This window comes from Halobacillus sp. 12SKB (genome assembly GCF_052941655.1).
The window spans coordinates 4,014,045-4,031,254 of sequence record NZ_JBRFWR010000001.1; the positions used below are offsets into that span (position 1 = coordinate 4,014,045).

The 17,210-nt window shown below is 43.5% G+C and carries 19 protein-coding genes; 7 read left to right on the forward strand and 12 right to left on the reverse strand.

Going from position 1 to position 17,210, the window contains the following annotated elements; genetic code table 11:
* Nucleotides 1-4: 4 nt before the first annotated feature.
* The 3 genes from ACQ4XT_RS20205 to fumC all read right to left on the reverse strand — a co-directional run bounded on the left by ACQ4XT_RS20205 (nt 5) and on the right by fumC (nt 2,085).
* Complete coding sequence (locus ACQ4XT_RS20205) at nt 5-172, reverse strand: hypothetical protein (RefSeq protein ID WP_160915233.1); 168 nt, start codon at nt 170-172, stop codon at nt 5-7.
* Nucleotides 173-360: 188 nt separating this feature from the next.
* The gene (locus ACQ4XT_RS20210) at nt 361-567 is read right to left on the reverse strand and encodes an alpha/beta-type small acid-soluble spore protein (RefSeq protein WP_146814316.1); all 207 of its coding nucleotides are present in this window, start codon (nt 565-567) and stop codon (nt 361-363) included.
* 126 nt (nt 568-693) lie between these two features.
* Complete coding sequence (gene fumC, locus ACQ4XT_RS20215; RefSeq protein ID WP_446855431.1) at nt 694-2,085, reverse strand: class II fumarate hydratase; 1,392 nt, start codon at nt 2,083-2,085, stop codon at nt 694-696.
* An 839-nt stretch (nt 2,086-2,924) separates the two neighbouring features.
* On the opposite strand from fumC, the gene ACQ4XT_RS20220 reads away from it, so the two are divergent.
* The gene (locus tag ACQ4XT_RS20220; protein ID WP_446855433.1) at nt 2,925-3,839 is read left to right on the forward strand and encodes a zinc dependent phospholipase C family protein; all 915 of its coding nucleotides are present in this window, start codon (nt 2,925-2,927) and stop codon (nt 3,837-3,839) included.
* 1 nt (nt 3,840) lies between these two features.
* Here the strand turns inward: ACQ4XT_RS20220 and ACQ4XT_RS20225 are convergent, their stop codons facing one another.
* The gene (locus tag ACQ4XT_RS20225) at nt 3,841-5,136 is read right to left on the reverse strand and encodes an MFS transporter (protein WP_446855435.1); all 1,296 of its coding nucleotides are present in this window, start codon (nt 5,134-5,136) and stop codon (nt 3,841-3,843) included.
* Between the two features lie 103 nt (nt 5,137-5,239).
* On the opposite strand from ACQ4XT_RS20225, the gene ACQ4XT_RS20230 reads away from it, so the two are divergent.
* The gene (locus ACQ4XT_RS20230; RefSeq protein WP_446855437.1) at nt 5,240-5,860 is read left to right on the forward strand and encodes an NAD(P)-dependent oxidoreductase; all 621 of its coding nucleotides are present in this window, start codon (nt 5,240-5,242) and stop codon (nt 5,858-5,860) included.
* 39 nt (nt 5,861-5,899) lie between these two features.
* Here the strand turns inward: ACQ4XT_RS20230 and ACQ4XT_RS20235 are convergent, their stop codons facing one another.
* The 3 genes from ACQ4XT_RS20235 to wrbA all read right to left on the reverse strand — a co-directional run bounded on the left by ACQ4XT_RS20235 (nt 5,900) and on the right by wrbA (nt 8,206).
* A complete protein-coding gene (locus tag ACQ4XT_RS20235) occupies nt 5,900-6,718 on the reverse strand; it encodes a M15 family metallopeptidase (protein WP_446855438.1) in 819 nt (272 codons plus the stop codon).
* A gap of 223 nt (nt 6,719-6,941) precedes the next feature.
* Complete coding sequence (locus tag ACQ4XT_RS20240; protein WP_446855440.1) at nt 6,942-7,184, reverse strand: IDEAL domain-containing protein; 243 nt, start codon at nt 7,182-7,184, stop codon at nt 6,942-6,944.
* Nucleotides 7,185-7,600: 416 nt separating this feature from the next.
* The gene (gene wrbA / locus ACQ4XT_RS20245) at nt 7,601-8,206 is read right to left on the reverse strand and encodes an NAD(P)H:quinone oxidoreductase (protein WP_446855442.1); all 606 of its coding nucleotides are present in this window, start codon (nt 8,204-8,206) and stop codon (nt 7,601-7,603) included.
* 296 nt (nt 8,207-8,502) lie between these two features.
* Between wrbA and ACQ4XT_RS20250 the strand changes: the two genes are divergently transcribed.
* Nucleotides 8,503-9,384 (forward strand): cation diffusion facilitator family transporter, encoded by an 882-nt coding sequence (locus ACQ4XT_RS20250; RefSeq protein WP_446855443.1) that lies wholly within the window; start codon nt 8,503-8,505, stop codon nt 9,382-9,384.
* A gap of 48 nt (nt 9,385-9,432) precedes the next feature.
* Here ACQ4XT_RS20250 and ACQ4XT_RS20255 read toward each other — a convergent pair whose 3' ends face one another.
* From ACQ4XT_RS20255 to ACQ4XT_RS20270, 4 genes are all read right to left on the reverse strand, one after another.
* Entirely contained in the window at nt 9,433-9,966 is a 534-nt protein-coding gene (locus ACQ4XT_RS20255) for a GNAT family N-acetyltransferase (RefSeq protein WP_446855444.1), read from the reverse strand.
* An 85-nt stretch (nt 9,967-10,051) separates the two neighbouring features.
* Entirely contained in the window at nt 10,052-10,492 is a 441-nt protein-coding gene (locus ACQ4XT_RS20260) for a hypothetical protein (protein ID WP_446855445.1), read from the reverse strand.
* A gap of 61 nt (nt 10,493-10,553) precedes the next feature.
* Nucleotides 10,554-10,847, reverse strand: a complete 294-nt coding sequence (locus tag ACQ4XT_RS20265; RefSeq protein ID WP_446855447.1) for a branched-chain amino acid transport AzlD family protein — start codon at nt 10,845-10,847, stop codon at nt 10,554-10,556.
* The gene (locus ACQ4XT_RS20270) at nt 10,844-11,581 is read right to left on the reverse strand and encodes an AzlC family ABC transporter permease (protein WP_446855449.1); all 738 of its coding nucleotides are present in this window, start codon (nt 11,579-11,581) and stop codon (nt 10,844-10,846) included. Before ACQ4XT_RS20270 ends, ACQ4XT_RS20265 begins: the two co-directional genes overlap by 4 nt.
* A gap of 423 nt (nt 11,582-12,004) precedes the next feature.
* Between ACQ4XT_RS20270 and nhaC the strand changes: the two genes are divergently transcribed.
* On the forward strand, nt 12,005-13,411 hold the full coding sequence (nhaC, locus tag ACQ4XT_RS20275; RefSeq protein WP_446855451.1) for a Na+/H+ antiporter NhaC: 1,407 nt from the start codon (nt 12,005-12,007) through the stop codon (nt 13,409-13,411).
* A 217-nt stretch (nt 13,412-13,628) separates the two neighbouring features.
* Nucleotides 13,629-14,462, forward strand: coding sequence for an MBL fold metallo-hydrolase (locus ACQ4XT_RS20280; RefSeq protein WP_446855453.1), 834 nt, complete (start codon nt 13,629-13,631; stop codon nt 14,460-14,462).
* A gap of 17 nt (nt 14,463-14,479) precedes the next feature.
* Here ACQ4XT_RS20280 and ACQ4XT_RS20285 read toward each other — a convergent pair whose 3' ends face one another.
* A complete protein-coding gene (locus tag ACQ4XT_RS20285; RefSeq protein WP_446855454.1) occupies nt 14,480-15,259 on the reverse strand; it encodes a cobalamin-binding protein in 780 nt (259 codons plus the stop codon).
* A 91-nt stretch (nt 15,260-15,350) separates the two neighbouring features.
* On the opposite strand from ACQ4XT_RS20285, the gene ACQ4XT_RS20290 reads away from it, so the two are divergent.
* Together ACQ4XT_RS20290 and ACQ4XT_RS20295 are read left to right on the forward strand one after the other, a co-directional pair.
* Nucleotides 15,351-16,187 carry an alpha/beta fold hydrolase gene (locus tag ACQ4XT_RS20290; RefSeq protein ID WP_446855456.1) on the forward strand — a complete coding sequence of 279 codons (837 nt, stop codon included), beginning with the start codon at nt 15,351-15,353 and terminating at the stop codon, nt 16,185-16,187.
* 18 nt (nt 16,188-16,205) lie between these two features.
* Nucleotides 16,206-17,057 (forward strand): hypothetical protein, encoded by an 852-nt coding sequence (locus ACQ4XT_RS20295; protein ID WP_446855458.1) that lies wholly within the window; start codon nt 16,206-16,208, stop codon nt 17,055-17,057.
* The last annotated feature ends 153 nt before the right edge of the window (nt 17,058-17,210 follow it).

A 17,210-nucleotide genomic window follows, 5' to 3' on the forward strand; every position in this document is an offset into this window, starting at 1 on the left:
TTTTTTATGTGGCTTGAATATCGTTTAAACCACAATCTTCACAAACAAATAAATGGACACATTCCTCAGTGATGGATGAATTCAGATCACCATCCACGAGGTCTGTATATTTCTGATCAAGATAAGGACTATAATCATCCAGGAAATCCGTGACACGCCCTTGATCTCGCATCGTTCCTTCGCATTTTGGGCAAGGCCTTTCAGAAGCTGCCCACCCATTGCATACACCACATTCCTGCATCGCTCGCCACTTCTTTCAACACGATCTGGAGAATTCAATCTTTTTGCAACGTATGAATGTTTTGAGACATCCAAAAAATAAAGAGGAAGGGCGCACCCTTCCTCCTTCGTCACAAATATTTATTTGTATTGTTGTCCGCCGAACTGTTGCTCAGCCATTTGGACAAGACGCTTAGTGATCTCACCACCTACAGAACCGTTAGCACGAGCTGTAGAGTCAGCACCAAGTTGTACGCCAAATTCTTGTGCGATTTCGTATTTCATTTGGTCTAGAGCTTGTTGTACACCAGGTACAACCAACTCATTTGAACTGTTGTTGTTAGCCATGTGTCTCACCTCCTGTCTTGTGTAATCGTAGTATGGGTCGGTCCGATTGTTTTTATGTCAAAAAAACAGGTGGTAATTATTGGAGAACTTATATTAGGCTAATAAACATGGCTAACAACTTAAGAATTATTTCGCGTTTGGCTTCGTCATCGCTTTAGGATCAACGTATTCCTCAAATTGATCTTCTGTAAGAATCCCTAGCTCAACCGCTGTTTCTTTCAATGTCTGATCTTTTTCAAAGGCTGTTTTTGCGATTTTCGCTGCATTCTCATATCCAATATGCGGATTAAGAGCTGTCACAAGCATCAAGGAATCACGCAGATACTTTTCTATTTGTTCATGATTAGGCTCCAGCCCGCTCACACAACGTTCATCGAAAGAAACGATGCTGTCCGCAAGAAGTTGTGCTGACTGCAAGAAATTATAAGCGATCACCGGTTTGAATACGTTCAGCTCAAAGTTCCCCTGACTAGCTGCAAAGCCGATTGTCGCATCGTTCCCCATAACCTGTGCAGCAACCATCGTAACAGCTTCACTTTGAGTCGGGTTCACTTTACCTGGCATGATGGAACTTCCCGGTTCATTCGCAGGTATCGTTATTTCACCGATCCCACAACGTGGCCCACTCGCAAGCCATCTCACATCATTGGCAATTTTCATAAGATCTGCTGCTAATGCTTTCAATGCGCCATGGGTATGGACGAGTTCGTCATGAGAAGTAAGTGCATGGAATTTATTCGGTGCAGAAATAAATCCTTTTCCTGTGGCCTCATTAATTTGAGACACGACCTGTTCGGAAAAATCTTCATGAGCATTTAATCCCGTACCTACAGCTGTTCCACCAATCGCAAGCTCTTTCACATATTCCGTACTTTCAATAAGCATCTTTTCTGTTTTTTCGAGCATGCGGTGCCAACCACTGATTTCCTGACCGAGTGTTAGTGGAGTAGCATCCTGTAAGTGAGTACGGCCAATCTTAACGATATCGTTAAACGCTTCCATTTTTCCTTGTAATGTATGTTTGAATTGGATCAAGGCTGGAAGGACGACATCCTCGATCTTTCTGACCGATGCAATATGCATCGCTGTCGGATAAGTATCATTAGAACTTTGAGATTTATTTACATCATCATTCGGGTGAAGGCGCGTTTCACTGCCCTTCTCCTCCAGCCATTGTGAACCTACGTAAGCGATCACTTCATTCACATTCATATTGGATTGCGTCCCGCTCCCCGTCTGCCAGACGACAAGAGGGAAATGCTCGTCCAGTTCTCCGGCTACAATGAGGTCCGCTGCATAAGCAATGGCTTCGGCTTTTTCTTCTTCAAGCAACCCAAGTGCTGCATTCGCTTTTGCCGCGCTTTTTTTTAGGATCGCAAAGCCCTCGACCACTTCTTTCGGCATTTTTTCATCGCCGATCGGGAAATTTTGTTTACTTCTCTGTGTTTGAGCTCCCCAAAACTTTTCGCTCGGTACCTTGATTTCTCCTATGGTATCTTTCTCAATGCGATAATCCATGAATATCCTCCCTTTGCTCAAATCATTGCATGCCTTTTCATTGTATCAAGAATCTTTTGAACAATCACCACAAGCCCGTTCTTTTTGACAATTTTCTTCAATTTACAAGTCTGATTATTTACATTTTTCAGATATTTATGTATAATGAATCCATCAAGCAAAGGTACATATCTTCCTTCCTTGCTTGACCTCTCAAGTGGGTAAAAAGTGGTGAAAAAGAGCCTTTGCAAAAAGGCTCTTTTTTTGAATCCACAATTTCACTAAAGCTCCCTATTCTTGAAGACTCAGTTTCGAGACTTTTGTTGAGTGGATGGGGCTGCGGGGAATAGCTCGCTTTCCGCGGGAGCGCGGTGAGCCTCCTCGGACTACGTCCTGTGGGGTCTCACCCTGCACTTTTTTCCCGCAGGAGTCTCGCCATTCCCCTCCGCCCCTTTGCCAAGGAAGATTTTCGAAACCACTACCAAAAGGTCAGCTCATATAATTATGGGAAGTGGGTTATAGAACACCTCCATAACACTTAAAAGCTTAATCCACAGCGGTTTATACCTCTAACAGTTGGTTAGTGAAAGACCCTCCAACTTGGTACATGGGTTCGTTTCTCCCTTACACTGAAAGGGGTGGTTGGGAAGCTGCGAGACTCCCGCGGGAATGGATTGGCTGGCGAGACCCCGCAGTGCGTAGCACGAGAAGGCTTGCCGTCATCCCCGCAGGAAAGCGAGTAGCTTCCCAGCCACCCCTGACGTCTAACAAGGCAACGAACCCCAGGAAGTTTCGAAATCAAGTCTTCCACAATCCTGCCATTTAGTGGAATAAATTTTAATAAAGAATGGAGAATGAAGATGCCTAATATATGGACACACATACTGTTTGTGGATGAGTTGTGTGAGGAGCTCGATAGAAAAGACCTTTTAGAAACTTCCTCAGCCCCTTTACATATGGGAGCCCAAGGCCCTGATCCGTTTTTTTATCATAATTTCCTGCCTTTCCTACCAGATAAAGAGGTAGCAGAAATCGGGATGCTGCTGCATACGGAGAAATGCGGACCCTTTTTGTTGGATATGATTGAACGAGGAATTTCTGAGAAAAACCTACTTCAAGCCTTTATCCTGGGATTTGTAAGCCACCATATCCTTGACCGCCATACTCACCCTTATGTTCACTACCACGCTGGTTATGAGAAAAATAAACACCAGAAACTAGAAGTACTTTTAGACACAATCATGCTCGGTAGCAAGAGGAATTTGGCAACATGGAAAAACCCTGTACATAAAAAAATAAAGATTGGAAAGCAAATCCGACCGATGTCTTCCTTTATGCATTCATTGCTTTCCAAGCATTATCCAGACATTACGACGAAACATAAGAAGAAAGTAATTCAAGAATCTTTTGCCCATATACAAGTGGCTCAAAGAGTGTTATATGACCCTTGGAAATGGAAGAATCAATGGTTCGGTTCACTTGTATCTTCGTTCTCCCATCAACCTATTAGTGAAGAAAAAGATTTTTTGAATGAGAGTCGTAAAGAGTGGTACCATCCCGCAACGAGTGAAAAGCGCACCGAATCTTTTTTGGAGTTATATGAACAGGCTAAGAACGAAGGTATCCTCCTATTTCAGTATATCTTCGAGTATTGGAAAACAGGTTCACCAGACGTTATGGCTCACATTCAAGAAACCGTAGGAAACATTTCGTATGATACTGGAGAACCTCTTGAAAATATGTTGACCAACCAGCTCAGTCAGCCGATTGTGTAAATTACGAACGAATGACGGGTTCATCCTCAGAGCGGGTGTAGGCCTCCGCCTGCTCTACTCCTTTATCTACATCAAGCAAATATAGGAGGATCATACCAACGATAAAGAAGAACACGAGCGATAGAATACCAAGACGGCTCGATCCTGTTAATTGCCCGACGAGTGCAAAAGCAAACGGTCCAAAGATGGCAGCGAATTTTGAAGAAATTCCATAAAAACCAAAAAACTCCGCATGACGGTCTCCTGGAACCATTCTTCCAAAAATGGAACGGCTTAAAGCCTGTGCTCCCCCTTGAACGAAACCTACACATACAGCCAGGATGTAAAAATGAAGAGCCGATGTCATAAAATACCCAAGTGCTACGATGACTAAATAAATAGACAATGATATCATGAGGGCACGTTTCGGAGTTATTTTACCTGCCAGCCAACCAAAGAAAAATGTACAGGGGATTCCGACGAATTGAGTGATGAGTAAAGCGGTAATCAGAGATGTGCTGTCAATTCCAATATCCCTTCCGTAAATCGTGGCCATTTTTATAATTGTCGAGATTCCATCATTATAAAGCCAAAACGCCAATAAAAAGATGAGGAGCTGCTTAAACTGCCTCAATTCTTTCCATGTCCGCCCAAGCCGCTGAAAGCCGATGGACACATAAGACCGCTCTCTTTTATGCTCCGTCTTCTTTTCCTCTACAACGTTTTTCAAGAGTGGTATGGAAAAAACAAACCACCAGATACCAACAGATACGAAAGCAAGCTTTGTTCCGACCAAGGTATTTGGAAGCCCGAACCACTCATACTTCATAATCATAAGCAAGTTGATGGCAAGCAGGACTCCGCCCCCAACATACCCTAAAGTGAATCCTGCTGCAGAAACCCGGTCTATATCTTCCTCTTTAGCCACTTCGGGTAAAAAGGCATCATAGAACACATTCGCACCTGAAAAGCCGATTGTCCCCACGATTAATAATATAGAGGCAAAGATGTAATCCCCTTCTCCGACAAAAGCAAGCAACACGCTGGCGATCATGCCCATATAGGCAAAGAACATCAAAAAACTTTTCTTCGCTGCGGAGTAATCACTGATTGCCCCAAGAATTGGAGCAAGGATTGCAACGATTAAAACGGCAATGGATTGGGAATATCCCCAATAGCTTGCTGCTAGAGATTCTTGAACACCTTTAGCTGCTACATCATAATAGAATACAGGCAGCACAGCAGCCATGATGGTCGTTGCAAAAGCTGAATTTGCAAAATCGTAAAGCATCCAGCTCCAAACGGGCTTCCTTTTCATGGTCATATCCCCCATCTACATTCTTTTTTTAGTCAAGCATAGCAAAAGATTTTCAAATTTCACGTAGTCATAATCAAACTTTACAAATCTTTGAGGTGGTTTAATGAAACTTGCAGTATTCGGTGGGACAGGAAGAGTCGGATCTGAAATTGTACGATTAGCATTGAGTGATGAAGTGGAAGTAAAAGCACTCGTTCGTGATGAAAAACGGGCGATGGAAGTTATTCCTGGTGTGGAGTTCGTGATAGGCGATGCGAAAAATGAAGAGGACATCAAAAAGACCATTGCCAGTTGTGATGCGGTCATCAGTGCCTTGAACACAGATAAAACAGACACGCTATCAAAGAGTTTCCCTTTGATCATTAAAGCGATGAAAAAAGAAGAGATCAAGCGTATCGTCACAATCGGAACGGCAGGCATTCTGAACAGCAGGTTCGAAAAAGGAAAATACCGCTACCAGACCAATGAGTCCAAACGAAAGAAAACTTTTGCAGCTGAAGAACATGTTAAAGTATATGAGGCTTTACAGAAAAGTCAGCTGGATTGGACCATCATCTGCCCAACTTATTTGCCTGATGGAGAAAGATGTGGCAATATCCGATCTGAGCGTGATTTCCTCCCGGAAGGCGGTAAAAAGATTACCGTAGAAGATACAGCATTTTTCGCCTATGAAGAGTTACAAAAGAAAGAATTCATAGCTCACCGCGTTGGAATCTGTTATTAAAAAAAGCCATTTCTCTATTCGTTGAGAAATGGCTTTCTTTCATTCATCCGAAGGGTAAAGGCCAAAAAACTCCTCTAACGTTACGGCCTGTTCATGGACATCTGAAGAAATCTCTTTCCCTACATACCTTAAATGCCAGGGTTCGTACATGTAACCCGTAATTTCCTTGGCACCTTCTCTATAACGGATGATAAACCCGTATTCATGGGCATGGTCGGCAAGCCATTCTCCCTCCGAGGTTTCACCGAAGGATTGCTCCAGTTTAAATGCCACCTGAGCAGAGGTAACATCCATGGCAAGACCTGTTTGATGTTCGCTCGTACCAGGTTGCGCTGAGAATGTATCTGTTTCTTCTTTTCCATAAACTTCAACATTTCTTTCATAAATCCTTTTTTGACGATCATAGGAACGGTAGCCGGAAGCGGCTACTAAATCAATTCCATCCTCTTCAGCAGCTGCAAAAAGCTCTTCTAAAGCACGAGCTGCTTCTTCTCTCATCTGTTTTTTCGGGTGATCTTCTTGGAAATAAAAAGGTACATTTGGGACAGTCAAATCTTCGGGCACATAATCACCCGGCAGTTTTCTGTTTTTGTTGACGACCACCTGTAAACTCTCGGGTTCTCCAACTTCGACTGTACCGTCCTCCAAAACTTTATCTTTTTCCGTTTTAGCAGAGTCCGGATCTTTCGTCCCGTCAGCATTAGCCTGCTCTGTTTCCTCACCAGAAGAGGTTTGATCCACTTCTTTTTGGGAAGAAACGGGAGCATCTTCTTTCGATTCTTGTTCGTCCCCTGTTGATGCGAGCGAACAAGCGGACAAGCTGATACTTAGTAGTGTTAAAATCCATACTTTTTTCAATTGTATTACCTTCCTAGTCTATGATGGTACCCTTACTATAACATTCACAGGAAGATGTTGTATATCTGATCCCTTTCATAAGGCTGTTTTCCTAAAACTCAGTCATTTACTGTTCGATATGTTACAAAAGTGCTTTGTCGAATTCTACTTGGTCATAGAGAATCCCTTCATTAATAACCTAAAACTTCACAAAAAAAACCGCTGCATCAGCAACGGTTCTATCTTATTCCCATGTAAAGGGTTGATATTCAAAACTTAAACGTTCAAATTCTTCGCGGTCATCGTTATCAATGGCCTGGTTGATTTCCTTGTCCAGACGTTCTTTATTAAACTGATAACTTAGTTGGTCTAAAAGCAGACGTGAGGCTAACTGTATTCCAAAGGACAACTCTCTCTTTGCCGTAATCTCTTTCCCTTTGTACTCGGGGTGGCGACGGATAACATAATCAATCTTTTGCTTTCTCATGAGACTACCCCCTTCATGCTTTTTTTCATTATGCAGGATATAATAGAATTTCGCAACAAGTTTTCTGAATATTTAGTATTATGATTCCCATATTTAAAATATTTAAACCTCTCAGCCCTATTGCTAGAGGCATTTATCATGATTTACTATCACAAAAATAGTTACTAAATCCCTAAGAGAGTTCATTGAAGACCTCTATTTTCCCGAAAAAAATAGGATTCGCTCACCTTCCCTTGTCACATTTAGAAGAAAGAATAGCAATGATAGCCTCCATTCCATAATACTCATAAAACAGCCCTCATTCTCCAATCTTCCTATAAATAGGATCGGTCCTCTCCCACTGTTGTTTCATATAGGTTCCTCATAAAAAAAAAAGTATGGAACTCAATAAGGTTCCATACTCTTTCCTCTATTCTTTAATTAATGAATTTACTTGCCACATCCAGTGTACGTTTGACTTGATGACGTACGCCGCCTTCAACTTCTTCTTTCATATTTCCTTCTCCATCTACACTCACGCTCGTACCATATGGGTTTCCTCCAGAAGCAAACACGGCATCATCTGTGTAACCTGGCGCTGCAATGATGGCGCCCCAGTGGAACATCGTAGTATAGAAGTTCAACAGCGTTGCCTCTTGGCCACCGTGCACGTTCTGAGCCGAAGTCATCGCACTGACCACTTTGTTCACAAGTTTCCCTTGGAACCATAATCCACCCGCCTGATCCATAAATTGCTTCACTTGCCCTGGGACGTTACCAAAACGTGTAGGTACACTGAAAATCACAGCGTCAGCCCAGTCAAGATCGTCAATTTTCGCTTCTGGAACAACGTCTTTGGTAGCTAAGTAATGCTCTTTCCATGCAGGATTCTGTTCAATGGCTTCCATAGGAGCTAACTCTGGGACACGTACCAGTTTCACATCTGCCCCTTCTTGTTTAGCTGCATCTTCCGCCCATTGCGCCATTTTGTAGTTCGTACCTGTTGAACTGTAATAAATGATCGCTAATTTTACGTTTGCCACTAAAATCTCTCCTTTTGCGTACTTTTGGAATCCAAGAATGCCTGTTTATTGTTTCCTAAGAAATGATCAGGATTCACAAATAATATATACCCGCACCTATTAAAACTCAAACTCAAGACTCTTAAATTCGAGATATTTTATAAAACCTTTACATTCTCTCCATAATAGTTCAAATAAAGTTGTTTTGCGTGAAGGCAATTAACATGAACATGGAAAGCTTTTTTTCTCTAGACCCACTGAACTTCTATTTGGTAAGCTATATCAAGCCTAATTGATCGATCTGGAGGTAAAAGTCCATGAATGACTATGCAAAATTGAAAAAAGGGGAACGCGGTGCCTGGGTAAGTATTATTGCCTATCTTGTTCTCGCTACTACAAAATTGATTATCGCCTCCGTTGGAAACTCTGAAGCACTCCGAGCGGATGGCCTAAACAATACAACTGATGTCATTGCTTCTGTGGCTGTCTTAGTCGGGCTCAAGATTTCAAGAAAGCCACCAGACGAGGATCACCATTATGGCCATTTTCGAGCTGAAACGATCGCTTCACTTATCGCCGCTTTTATTATGATGACTGTAGGCATAGAAGTCATTATCGGTACGGTTCAGGATATTATTCAGCAAAAAGCCAGTGAACCTTCCATGCTGACAGCCTGGACGGCTTTAGCAGCTGCTGTTGTCATGTATGGTGTTTATCGGTACAACTTGAATCTATCGAAAAAAGTGGACAGCAATGCTTTATATGCGGCTGCTCAGGATAATCGATCAGATGCTTTAGTAAGTGTCGGCGCAAGCATCGGTATCTTTGGTTCTCAGTTCGGAGTTTCCTGGTTGGATCCTCTTGCTGGTTTGATTGTCGGTCTTATCATTTGTAAAACAGCTTGGGATATTTTTGTCGATGCCACTCACAGCCTTACCGATGGTTATGATGAAGAAGGAATTGAACACATCCGCGAAAGCATATCCGATCATCCTGATGTTTGGGCAGTGAAAGATGTCAAAGCACGGATGCAGGGGAATAAAACGCTTGTCGAAGCCACCATTCACGTCAACCCTGATATTACTGTCCAGGAAGGTCACGAAATTACCGATGAAGTAGAGGAACGGTTAGAAAAAGAGAAAAATATCGGTTACGCTCACATCCATATCGAACCCTATGAAGAAGAAAAAGAAACGTAAAAAAGCCTGCCGGTCACCGGCAGGCTTTTTTAACGAATATCATGAGGTTTATGCAAGACGGTCGGTCAAGCTTTTTAACTCACTCCAACCATAAGCCGTTTCTTCATAAGTTCCTTGTCCGATTGTGACTCTTTCTGCTTCTACTGGGTCTGCTCCATATTTTATGTAAAATTGACTGGAAGGGTTATTGGTGAGCACCCATACAAGCAGGGATTGATACCCCGCTTCAAGCATCCCTTTTGAAAAAACCCGGAGCATTTCTTTTCCATACCCTTTTCCCTGATACTCATCCAACAAGTATATGGCATAAATTTCTCCGTCAAATCCATAATTCTTTGTGCGCTCTTTTCCACCAGAAACAAAGCCGACAACTTCACCATGATCGTTCTCAATAACATAGGCAATCTGGCCATTTACAGGAGTTCTGAGAACCGTTTCCCAAAGCGCAATCCGGTGTTCAACCGTCGTATTGCTTAGATCCCTTTCATCAATCAAATCTTTATATGTTGATTTCCAACTCTTCACATGGATTTCTGCTATTGTTTCAGCATCCTCAAAGCGGGCAGCTCTTACTTCAGGCATATGGAGATCGTCCCTTCTTCCTCTAATTAATTCTTATTGTAACAAAAAGATGATGCCAAGAGTGACATCACCTTTTATTTGCGGTTTATCTACATTGGAAACTAGAAATTTGTCGTGTGTCAAAGCCTGTATAAACCCACTGACGACGACGGCGCTGCCAACGATAACCAGCTACAGAAGTGCGGCCGATGAATGTTGGGTAAAACCAGAACGAGCGTCCGTTAACAAGAGTGATCCACGTGTATCGATAGAGGCAGCCATATAATGATCCGGGGTCAACAGCAAAGAGAGAAGCTCCTTGTGAACTAGGCGGCTGATCTGGTGGTGGTGGAAGCTGAATGCCAGGCCCGCCTGGTCCGCCGGGTCCTCCAGGCCCTCCACCAAATGGTGGCTGTCCCTGCCCACCTCCAAAAGGTGGCCCGCCTGGAGGTCCAGGAGGTGGTTGGCCCGGGCCGAACTGCCCCCCCTGATTGGGCGTTGGAAATCCGAAAATCTGCCCGAAAGGAAAACCAAATTGTCGGTGCATAACGATCAATTCCTTTCTCGGAAGTATCCCTATACGATATGCACCTTCTAGGCAGGTGTGATTATAATGTCATCAAGAATACAGAGGTAATGGCTCCAAGTACTACGATAATGATATGGACATTTAACCACGCAAGTAAAATCCCTACCAAACCTGCTATAATACCGACTTGTGGTGCATCGGGCTTTACTGAGATGATTCCTGGAAAAATCAACGCTCCGAGGGCAGCATAAGGAATGGCGTTGAGCCAGCGGTCCACCCATTTTGGAAAAGTGACAAAACCTACGATCAATGCGGGTAAAAGCCTCGGAACAGCTGTAACGACTGCCATCCCGATAATCATCCAAATGATCATTCCGTCACCTCCTCATCCTCAAGGATCCAAATTCCGCTGAATGCTGCAAGAACTGTACCTATAACAATGGCCCAGCCTTGACTCATTCCCCAAGTCTGACAAATAAAATTGATCAACATCGCGAGTACAGCGATGACGACAATTTTGAAATTCTTTTTCACGGATGGAATCAAAAGTCCAATGAACATGGCATATAAGGCTACCCCCATGCTGTAACTTAACTTCGCTGGCATGACATCGCCTAAAACACCACCAAGATAAGACCCTCCCACCCACGATACATACGCGGTCAACATTAAAGAAGCATAAAATAAACCCCCATACTTCTCTTTTGCTTCGTCCTTATACAGAGCAGACATCGTGAAAGTTTCATCCGTCAAACCTAAGGAGAGAGGGAGTTTTGCTTTCAGGGCCATACCTTTCAAGCGGTTGACGAAAGACAAACTCATGACAAAATGCCTGAAATTCAGAACAAATGTAGCAATAATGATTTCAATCATCCCTGTCCCTGCCGCTACCATCCCTACCGCTAGAAATTGAGCAGCACCAGCGAACACAAGCACACTCATTAACGTAAGCTCAAGATTCGTCATACCTGTCCGGCTCGCTAGCACACCATAGGTCAAAGCGATTGGTAGATAGCCCAGCATGATCGGGAAGCCTGCAATCATCCCTTTTTTAATCATATGTACACGAGCAGAAGAAGCCGTTGTACGAATGACTTGTGGTTCCATCCTTCCTCCCCCTGTCCATCCAAATTTCCACTATTATACACAACGAGCAGAATAATTTGAAGCATTGCCTTGTAAAAAAATTCGTTGACATCATACTAATAGTGTTCTATTATAAACACACATTACTTCACTGCTTAAAAGCGTTTAAGCAAAAAAGAATAGATCGTATCATGAATTCCGAAGTAGATGGATCGAGAGCAGCACAACAGAGACCAAGTGGATGGTGTGAACTTGGGCCTCCTTCCATTGAATTACAGAATTCCAGACCAAATGATACACCAACAGAGTGGGTAAAGAAATTTACCAACAAGGGTGGTACCGCGGAGTGAAAGCTTCGTCCCTGTTTGTCCAGGGGCGGGGCTTTCATTTTTTATAAACACCGCCCAAAAAGTACAGAATAATAAACATTGAGGGGGAATTCATATGCTTCACCTGCAGCCAAAAAAGCTACCAGGGATCATCGAATCAACATTACTATTACTCGTGACTATTGGAATGATCAGTTATTTCATTATTGAAGTTCAAACCGTTCCACACATCCCGATCCTGATCGGAATTCTCATTATGATCGCCTATGGCTCCTTGAAAAAAATGAGCTTTAAAGATCTACAGTATGGAATGACTCAAGGAGCGCAGACAGGAATGGGGGCTGTACTTCTATTCTTTGTCATTGGAGTCTTAATTGCGAGCTGGATGGCAAGCGGAACCATTCCTGTATTGATGAATGCAGGCTTTCTTCTAGCTGGAGGCCCATGGTTTTTAGCGATTGTGTTTGCTGTAACAGCTGTTGTCGGTGTAGCCTTAGGCAGCTCATTTACAACAGCAGCGACGGTTGGGGTAGCGCTCATCGGGGTCGCTCAATCGATGGACGTATCTTTAGCCATGACCGCTGGAGCCATTGTATCCGGGGCATTCTTTGGTGATAAAATGTCCCCACTATCCGATACGACCAACCTGGCATCGACTGTTGTTAAAGTTGATTTGTTTGACCACATTAAAAACATGGCCTGGACAACGATACCTGCTTTTGTAATTACCTTTATTCTGTTCATGATTCTATCTCCAGGCGGAAGACCAGACGTTGAGCAACTGAACACCTTCCAAGCCGGTCTTAGTGAAACTGGCTTGATGCACTGGACCTCATGGATTCCATTGGCTTTACTTGTGCTTATGACAGTAACCAAACGCCCGGCCTTCCTATCCCTTGCCATCAGCAGCATTGTAGCGACACTAATCGCCGGCTTACGTGGTGTCATGGAGTGGGGCGCTCTCTTCGGGACATGGTTTGACGGCTTCCAGGGAGATTCCGGGAATGATATAGTCAACGAACTTTTGACACGAGGTGGAATGAACGGCATGCTCTTCACGGTATCACTAGTTATTCTTGCCCTAGCTCTTGGGGGACTGTTCTTTGTTACCGGAATCATCCCTTCGATTTTAACCCGTGTACAGGAGTCGCTGAAATCGGCACGATCCGCTACGCTGTCCACTGCTTTTACAGCGATTGGAATCAACATTGCCATTGGTGAACAATATTTGTCCATCCTGCTTACAGGGGAAGCTTATCAGGACATTTATGAAAAAGCAGGACTTGCAAGGAAGAACTTGTCCAGAACACTAGAAGACGCCGGAACCGTCATCAATCCGCTTGTACCTTGGAGTGTGTGTGGTGTTTTCCTATCCGGTGTTCTCGGTGTACCTGTTCTTGAATACCTGCCATTTGCTTTCTTCTGCCTACTCAGCCCATTGCTCACGATTTTATTTGGAATGACAGGGAAAACCCTAACCCCAAAGCAAGCGAAGGTTCAACCAATTGAAAAAGCGAATTAGTAGAAAAAGGATCGCCTCTCTTCTTAACAAAGGCGGTCTTTTTTTCTGGATGAAATCTGGCACCGGACGCACACCTTTTGATGCCGGGCACCGGAAATGAGTGTCAGGTACCTGGTACGGTCACGGCAGCGTCAACCTCTTAAACCAAGGGACAGTGAATAATTCCCCTTTTCTGACTTACACTAAATAAAAACACTGGGAGATTGAGGTGACGGGCATGGATCAAATGGAACATGAGGATCATTCGAATGAAGAATATCATATGGGGCATGCTGAAGCTGAACAAGTACTGGATGATATCGCCTTTTACCGCACGCTAATTGTCAATGTTATCTTTATTGGTAAAGAGGGAGCCGAAGATTGGGTCCTCATTGATTGTGGAATCGGACATTATTGCAAACGGATTATGGAAGCCGCAGAAAAGAGATATGGACAAACAAAACCGAAAGCCATTATTTTAACGCATGGTCATTTCGATCATGTCGGTTCAGCAAAACAGCTGGCAGAAAAATGGAAGGTTCCTATATACATCCATCCAATGGAGATGGATTATGTCACAGGTAAACGAGATTACCCCGTAGGCGATGCAACCGTCGGGGGTGGGTTATTTTCACTTCTATCGCCTTTCTTCCCGACTCATCAAGCCGATTTAAGTAAATACATCCACCCGCTCCCAAACGATGGCACCATCCCTTTCCTTGAAGAGTGGCGCTTCATTCACACACCTGGACATACACCAGGCCATATCGCTCTGTTTCGGGATAAGGACAAGACGCTCATTGCCGGAGATGCTTTTATTACAGTCAAACAGGAATCCAGTATGGCTGTATTTATTCAACACCAGCACGTTCACGGACCGCCTGCATACTTCACTCATAACTGGGAGGAAGCGGAAAAGTCAGTGAAAGAACTCTCATCTCTTCAGCCATCAGTAGCCATTACCGGCCACGGTCTGCCGATGGAAGGAGAACTTCTTTCCAAACAACTGAACGACCTAGCGGCTAATTTTAAAGAACTGGCTGTTCCTAAACATAAATGGAAGCTTCACTAAACAGCAAGTGAGTACAATCACTTGCTGTTTTCGTGTTTGATAATATCAGAAATTTTCCTAAGACCTTCCAGTAAACGAGGACTTGGACGGCAAAAGAGGGACTCTTCCAGGACATGAATACGGTCTTGCTTTACAGCTTTGAGTTCAGACCACCCCGGTCTTTTCTTAATAAGACCCGGCTTCATTTTTTCTTCTTTCACTCCTACCCACACCATACATATATGATCAGGATCACGTTTTTTAACCTCTTCCCAATCCGTTTGAAAGCTGGCTACTTCTTGATCACTAAAGAGGTTAACTCCACCAGAAAGTTCACTTATTTCATTCAACCAGTTCAATCTGCCCGGTGTGAATACTGGTTTCGGCCACCATTCCCAATACAAAGAAGGCTTTTCTTGCATCTGCTTGGAGAGATGCCTGAACTCTTCCAATTCTTTCAAAAAAGCATCCGCATGGTGATCCCCTATCTTTTCCATTCCAATTGCCTTTCCTACACGACGAATATCTTCAGAAATCTCATATAACGTGTTCGGATTCAATATGATATAGGGCAGTTCGTACTCGTCCAGCCCTTCAATGTTCTTTTCCATTCCAGGCACAGATAAGGATGCTAAAACAAGATCCGGCTTCAATGATGCAACTTTTTCGATATCAATGGATAAGTCAGGACCAAGCTTCGGAAGGTGTTCTACTTCTTCTGGATAATCAGAATAATTATCGACACCAACCAACAGGTGGGTCTGCCCAAGATCAGCGACAATTTCAGTATTGCTGGGACAAATCGACACAATTCTCATTTTTCAACCCCTTTTTTCAGAATCGTCTGATGTTTCATTTTCTTTCATTATAGCTTATATTGAATGTATGGAAAAACGAAGAAAGAAAGGGATGAACCCATTGACGACGATGCTCCTCGATACATCCAAAGGAATAGTAGAGTTTACATATAAAGGGTCCGGCCCTCCTGTTTTGTTATTGAAAGGTGGACACTCCACAAGAGATACAGACTTATCTCACAGCAGTCTGGTTTATGAAGGGTTTTCGTTACTTACGATCTCTCGCCCTGGTTACGACTACACAGAGCTTTCCACAGGTCGTACTCCAGAGGATTTTGCCGATACAATCGTTGAAGTACTCGATCATCTCCAACTAGAAAAAGTGAATGTCATCTCTATATCGGCGGCTGGTCCTACGGGCATTGCTCTAGCTGTTCATCACCCTGCCCGGGTGGACCGTTTGCTGCTTGAAGCCGCACTCCTTACTTCATGGGAAAGTGATGTGAAGAAAAGAGCCTCGCTCCTTTTTGGGCCAGCAGAAAAAATCGTTTGGAGCAGTCTCCGAACCATGCTGAAATTTTTCCCTGATTTAGTGTTGAAACAATTGCTTGCTGATTTGACAACAGAGAACGTTGAAGATTACTTGAACAACCTTACCCCTAACGACCGCCGTTTTATTGTAGATATGCTAGCGAGTTCTCGATCCGGAAGAGGATTTGTCACAGATCTCGAACACGAAACCCCGGATATAAGCAGCATTCAGGTACCTGTTCTTGGTATGTATTCTCAGAAAGATCGCAGTGTACCCTACACGAATGCTCTATTATTGAAGTCTTCCGTACCTGATTGCGAAATTTTTGAAGTCGACTCCGATAGTCATTTGATTTGGATAGGTAAAGACGCACACACCGTTTGGAATAAACGCCTGGAATTTTTGACTAATACTTAAACATTCGGAGGGATCATCATGGATGATGTCAAATGCAAACAAATGTTGGATCGTTTCCTTACGTTTTATGACCAAGCCTCCCAAACACCGCTGCACAAACGCTATGAGTTGTGGACCGATCAATACGCTTTTCCCTACACCCCGCCCGGCTATCAACAAGGGCAGCTAGCTAAAGAAATGATTGACTATGCATGGAATAGATACGAACAAGTCTATGACAAAATTCAATATTTTGATATTGGCCCTTTAGAGGTGAATGGTTATGTAGAGTCCATTAAACAAATTCTCCACTGTACATCGCCCGTAAGAATGACCGTCATATTTTTTGTTGGAACGTTTGAAACAGATCCATTCATTATGGAAAAGAACCAGCATTATACCCTTTGCTTCCCTGTCGAACTATCATCCAGCCGGACACGATTGATTCAAGAGTTGACGCGTGTCGTCCACTGCAGTCAATCCGGACTTGCTCCAAGCCATACACGAACATTAGGGCAGTTGATCTTCCAGGAAGGAATGGCAGCCCACACAACCGAAGAAGTCCTGGAAGAGAGCGGCATGATCGACTTCCCATTATGCTGGGAACAGGAAAAATGCAGTCGCGAACCGAACCGTGTCATGATGAACATCCAACCTCACCTCCACCGTACCGATTATGAAGCCCTTTATTCATTTACAAAAGGCACAGGGGCATCGGGTTTTGAAAAAGAAGCCAATTACACCGGCTATTTGATTGTCCAGCATTTGTTGGAACAAGGACGTCCCCTCTATGATCTTGCACGTATTCAAAATACTGAGGTGGACGCCATTGTAGAGAAATCCTTATTCTCCTTGATGAACCAAGCTTATCTCACACAGCCTCAGGAGTGAACATTCCCAGTAGTTGGGAAAACTTTTTCCTTAGAGGGCTTTCATTCCTTTTGGCCATCTGTTATACTAAGGTTAATTATTCGTTGTTCGATCAGATTCATGCAAGAGAAGATGTTTCGTAAGATGTCGTCTTGATGGAACTTGAAGAGCAAG